General features: G+C 57.9%; 1 protein-coding gene. It reads left to right on the forward strand.

Annotated features, from left to right (window positions below; genetic code table 11):
- Nucleotides 1-97 precede the first annotated feature (97 nt).
- Nucleotides 98-278, forward strand: a 181-nt coding sequence (locus RVY79_RS19340; RefSeq protein ID WP_317466189.1) for a hypothetical protein, incomplete at its 3' end; no start/stop codon positions are given.

Here is a 278-nt window from a genome sequence, read left to right on the forward strand (position 1 = left end):
CGATGACACAGTGAATGCTGTGGCCCATATCACGCGCCATCACGTGCTCGAGGTGTGTTGCTCACCAGTGCCGGCCTCCCAGGAGGTGCAGCTCGATTTGCATCATAGCGAAGGTCATTTGTCGCCCTTGACCGCGACGCTTGATGCGCAAGGGCGCGCCTGCGTAAAAGTGGGTGAGAAGCTGGTTCGGGATTTGCCGGATAGGGCTTTGTGGTTGACCGTGAAGGGTGCCGATTTCGATGCGACCACCTGGGTAAATGTCGAGCCTCAGCTGATTG

This window comes from Chromohalobacter sp. HP20-39, from assembly GCF_033052815.1.
Classification (GTDB): Bacteria; Pseudomonadota; Gammaproteobacteria; order Pseudomonadales; family Halomonadaceae; genus Chromohalobacter.